Annotated in this window: 4 protein-coding genes; all 4 read right to left on the bottom strand. The window is 64.8% G+C overall.

Annotation, left to right across the window (positions count from 1 at the left end):
• Positions 1-253 precede the first annotated feature (253 nt).
• The 4 genes from QMX83_RS20325 to QMX83_RS20310 all read right to left on the bottom strand — a co-directional run bounded on the left by QMX83_RS20325 (position 254) and on the right by QMX83_RS20310 (position 4,366).
• The gene (locus tag QMX83_RS20325) at positions 254-1,183 is read right to left on the bottom strand and encodes a DUF6607 family protein (RefSeq protein WP_282298446.1); all 930 of its coding nucleotides are present in this window, start codon (positions 1,181-1,183) and stop codon (positions 254-256) included.
• Positions 1,184-1,193: 10 nt separating this feature from the next.
• Positions 1,194-1,775, bottom strand: coding sequence for a Hemin transport protein (locus QMX83_RS20320; RefSeq protein ID WP_282298445.1), 582 nt, complete (start codon positions 1,773-1,775; stop codon positions 1,194-1,196).
• 5 nt (positions 1,776-1,780) lie between these two features.
• The gene (locus QMX83_RS20315) at positions 1,781-4,018 is read right to left on the bottom strand and encodes a TonB-dependent hemoglobin/transferrin/lactoferrin family receptor (protein ID WP_282298444.1); all 2,238 of its coding nucleotides are present in this window, start codon (positions 4,016-4,018) and stop codon (positions 1,781-1,783) included.
• 150 nt (positions 4,019-4,168) lie between these two features.
• Positions 4,169-4,366: a hemin uptake protein HemP gene (locus tag QMX83_RS20310; protein WP_125361888.1), complete on the bottom strand. Its 198-nt coding sequence runs from the start codon at positions 4,364-4,366 to the stop codon at positions 4,169-4,171.
• Positions 4,367-4,594: the final 228 nt, after the last annotated feature.

Here is a 4,594-nt window from a genome sequence, read left to right as displayed (position 1 = left end):
GGAACGCCCACCCCGACCCGCCCAGCCGGGGATGCAGTGAGCCGAGGGCTGTTCGCCAAAATGCATGAAGGCACCGGGTGAAGCCCGGTGCCTTCTCGGTGTCGATGATTTCCAGTCGTTACCGGTTATGGCGCGGTTCCGTGCGATCGTCTTTCGACCGATCCCACCAAGGCAAGAGCAGCCGGGCAAGCCCGGCTCTACAGAGCATGATCAGCGTGGCAAGCACGCGCACATTGCATGCAATTGCGGCGGGTCAGTTCGGGGCCTTTTCTACCCACTGCTTGAAGACGGCGTCGATCTGCGCGTCCTTGACCTTCTTGCCGTCCTGCAGGTCCTGCGCCTGGGTGAACAGCGGGATGATCATCGCCATGCCGTCCAGCTTGGTCTTCAGGTGCACGCCTGGGGCCTGGCCCAGGAAGCCGTCCCAGCGCTGGCGCACTTTGGCCCAGTAGTCCGCCGTCGCCTTCCAGTAATCGTAGGCCGGCTTGAAGTCCACGTCCGTGGTCTTGTTGTAGTCGTTGAAACCGAACTCGCGCGCGATCTCCTGCTGGCTGCCATCCGCTCCGCGCAGAATCTTCGTGTTGAACTGCTCGTGCGTCCAGCCGTTAGGCGTCAGCGTATGCCGGTTGATCACCGCCAGCGCGTTGTAGTCACTGCGGCGCGTGTACTCGCGGCGCGGCAGCGGACGCCAGCTCAGGTCGCTCGTCCACGTCGCCACTCCGTTGCTGTAGTCCCACTTGCCCGTACCGCAGTAGCGCGGCGCGTCGCTCACCTCATAGACGCACTGCGTCCATGCGCCTGCATTCACCGCCGCCGGAATCGTCCGCACCTGCCAGGTCTGGTCCGCGCTGAACTCGAAGCGGTTCGGTGCTTCATACACCCAGTCCTGTCGCCAGTGCTTGGTCACATGACCGCTCTTTCCGTCGACCAGAATGTGCTGCAGCACAATCCGCTGCGGCGTGTCTTCGACCACGATCACCACTTCATTGCCACCACTGCGCACCGCCGGTGCGCGCTCGTAGCCCGGCTTCAGCAGCACCGTTTCGTCGAACGCGAAGTCCACGATGTACTCACCCTGCATCGCCAGGATGCTGTCGTGGTCGCGTTTCAGGTCGGAGGGCTGGGCGTGGGCCATGCCGCTGGCGGCAAGCAGCAGCCACGCGCTGGCTGTCGGGAATTTCATTTGAAAAGCCTCAGGAAGGACGAAGTGAGGAAAGATGAAGCAGCGGTGTTGCCGCCGCGCTGAAGCCGGCCGTGTCTGTCCATAACTCGCCTTCGGCTCCTTCCACATCGGCGATACGACGTGCAGTCGCCGCGCCCAGGGTGGACAAGGACGCCAGGCTTGCCGCCAGACGATTGCCCTCGCCGACCTGCAGCCGCAGTGCACACATCCGCCAGGTCTCGTTGCCCAGCTTGGTCGCCAGCCGCCGCCACAGGCGCTCGGCGACCCCGCCTTCAAACGCCTGTTCCGGCCGCGCCGGATAGGCCGAGACCAGTCGGTCCCAGGCCAGGAAGTCACTGTCCGGCAGCAGGTACAGCCGCCAGCAGCAGCGGCCGCGTGCATCGGCGAAGCACAGGCTTTCGCGAATGCCCTCGCTGTCCACACCCTGGCAGGCGTGGGCGGACACCGCATGTTGCCAGCCGCCCAGCTCACTGCTTTCAGGGCGGTAGAGACACAGCACCGTGCCCAGCGCTGCCAGCTGCGCCGGAGAAGGCAGCTGGGCGGGGCGCAGGTACCGGTCGGAAGAACGCAGGGCGGACAGGGCTCGGCTCATGGCGGCTACCAGCTGACGGAGAGACTGGCCGAAACATTCCGGCCGGGATTGGTGTAGCGGTCGATCACCGTGCTGTTGGTCGCCAGCGCAGTAGTGATCGCCGAGTAATCGATGTACTTGCGGTCGCCGAGATTGAACACGCCGACGTTGAACTTCGCACCCGGCGCGAACTCCCAGTGCGCCATCAGGTCCAGCACGCCGTAGCCGCCCGGGGCAAAGGTGGTGTCGCTGGCGAGGCGATCCTTGCGGCGCGCGAAGGTGCCGGCCAGTTCCACGCCCCAGCTGTCGCGGTCGTAGGCCAGGCCCAGCGTGCCGCGCAGCGGGTCAATCGAGGCCAGCGGCACGTCTTCGGTCTTGTTCTGTCCACGCGACCAGGCGACCGCGCCGTTCAATGACCAGCCGGCCAAGGCAGTGCTGAGTTCGCCGAAGTCCACGCCCGCCTTCAGTTCGGCACCGTAGATCTCGGCGTCCGCCACGTTCTGCGACTGGAACACGATCAGGCCCTGGTCGTTGATGCCGACCTGGCGCTGGGATTCGATGAAGTCCTTGTAGTCGTTGTAGTAGCCGCTGACGCTCACGTAGGCCGCCGGGGTCAGGTAACGCACGCCCAGTTCAAAGCCATCGCTGGTTTCCGGCTTCAGGTCCGGGTTCGGGATGGCGGTATAACCGAACATCACGTTGGTGAAGCCCAGGTTGACGTCGTTGTACGGTGGCGAGCGGAAGCCGTGCGAATAGCCGGCAAACAGCGACCAGTCGGTCGCGAAGCGCCACACCATGCCGAGCTTCGGCGACACGCTGGTCTTGGTCAGATCAGAGACGCCCATGCCCGGGTTGTCGGCGGCGAAGATCGCGTCCACATCCGGGCGCAGTTCGTAATGGTCCACGCGCACGCCCGGCACCAGCGACAGGCGGCCGTCGGCAAAGCGCATTTCGTCCTGCACGTACAGGCCCAGCTCGGTGGTCTTGCTGATCGGGAAGTCACGCACCGGGAACGCATCGGGCAGGATGCTGGTGCTGGTCTGGCCGTTGGCCAGTACCTGGTAGCCGTCGCGCTTCTGCCGGGTTTCGGTCCAGGTGCCTTCCAGGCCGTAGGTCAGTTCATGGCTGACGCTGCCGGTTTCCAGGCCCTTGTGGAACACCGCCTGCAGGCCGTACACGCGCTGGTCGAAATTGAACTCGCGGTGGCGCGAGGTGCGGTTGGCACGGGTTTCGTCGGTGCGCTGGGTGGTCTCGCTGTCCTGCCGGTACAGCTGCCAGGACAGGCTGTCGGCGAAGCCGGCGGCCAGGTTGTCCATCTCATGCGCGAACGACACCCGCGCGCGGGTCTGGTGGTCGCGCGCCTGCATGCCGGTGGTGGTGGTGTGGTCAATCGACGACAGCACGTTGGTGTCGACGCTGTCTTCGTTGCCTTCCACGGTCAGCTTGAAGCGCTGGTCTTTGCTGGGCGCGTACACCAGCTTGCTGAGCACGCTGCGGCCGTCGCGGTCCTGCGGGTTGGCGGCGGTGCGGGTGCGGTCATTGCTGCGCACCTCGCCCATGCTTTCGGTTTCCTGGCCCTGGCGGTGATTGAAGTTCACCATGCCGCTCCAGTGGTCGCCGCCGAACGCGGTGGTGACGCTGCCGAGCAGTCCCTTCCATTCGCCGTCATAGCCGAACTTCAGGCCGACATAGCTGTTCTTGTCGTCCTTCAGGTAATCGTTCGGGTCCTTGGTGACGAAGGCTACCACGCCACCGAGTGCGTCCGAACCGTACAGCGCGCTTGCCGGGCCGCGCACGATCTCGACCCGCTTGAGCGTTTCCAGGTCGGTGAAGTTGCGGTTGGCGTCGGAGAAGCTGCCGATGCTGAAGGCCTTGGGCAAGGCGATGCCGTCGGTCTGGATCAGCACGCGGTTGCCGTCCAGGCCGCGGATGCGGAAGCCGCCGAGACCGAATCGCGCCGGACTGCCGGTGACCGACACGCCCGGTTCGTAGCGCACCAGGTCCTTGATGTTGTTGACCAGATGATTGTCCAGCTGCTCGCGGTCGATCACATCGACGGTCGCGGCCACGTCGCTGAGCGCACGTTCGGTGCGGGTGGCGGTCACCTGTACGCGATCGAACTCGCGCGCATCGGCGGCACCGTCAGGCGCGGCGTGGGCGGTCAACGGCAGCAGGGCCACGGCAACTGCCGCAGCCAGGTAGCGCCGGCCGTTGGTCGGCAAACGGGAACCCCGGCCGCGAGCCGGCAGATCAGGACAAGTCATGGTGGTTGGCGGAATTCGGCTGGACACAGAAGGAGGGCCCTCGACCGACACCCACGACCACAGGTCGCGGCGCGCAGGCGAAGCGTCGAGGGGGAGAGAGCCGTGCGCGGCGCGGGACCGGTGGGAGGGAAGCCGGCCCCGCCGCCGACGTCATTTGGTCAGGATCAGCTTGTCGTTGCTGGTATGACGCAGGCGATAGAAGCGGTCGCCATGCTGGATCAGGATTTCGCGGCGACCCTTGAGCAGGGCCTCGCTGTCGATCACATCTTCTGCCGGGACGGCGCGAACCGGACGGTCGCGCAGGGTCAGGGTTTCGGGGCGCAGCAGTACAGCGGCTTGAGTGTTCATTGTCTGGACTCGTGCGTGGGACGAGTTAAATGATAATGATTCTCAGTTGACAATCAACACCCATTCTTAACTTCACTGAAGATTTTGCCTATCGAGTTCGCACTTTTTGATAGATGACGTCTATTGAGTTGAGTGAATAGGGGCTCTCGACGCGATGTCTGGGGCGCGCCGTTGTAGAGCCGGGCTTGCCCGGCTGAGGGTCCGCGCAAAAAGCAGCCGGGCAAGCCC

This window comes from Stenotrophomonas sp. PS02289, assembly GCF_029960115.1.
Classification (GTDB): Bacteria; Pseudomonadota; Gammaproteobacteria; order Xanthomonadales; family Xanthomonadaceae; genus Stenotrophomonas.
This window is presented reverse-complemented; position numbering and strand designations above follow the sequence as displayed.

Bases quoted from the DNA above. Each gene is read 5' to 3' on its own strand.
- QMX83_RS20315 (WP_282298444.1), bottom strand. From the start codon at position 4,018: ATGACTTGTCCTGATCTGCCGGCTCGCGGCCGGGGTTCCCGTTTGCCG.
- QMX83_RS20325 (WP_282298446.1), bottom strand. From the start codon at position 1,183: ATGAAATTCCCGACAGCCAGCGCGTGGCTGCTGCTTGCCGCCAGCGGC.
- QMX83_RS20310 (WP_125361888.1), bottom strand. From the start codon at position 4,366: ATGAACACTCAAGCCGCTGTACTGCTGCGCCCCGAAACCCTGACCCTG.
- QMX83_RS20320 (WP_282298445.1), bottom strand. From the start codon at position 1,775: ATGAGCCGAGCCCTGTCCGCCCTGCGTTCTTCCGACCGGTACCTGCGC.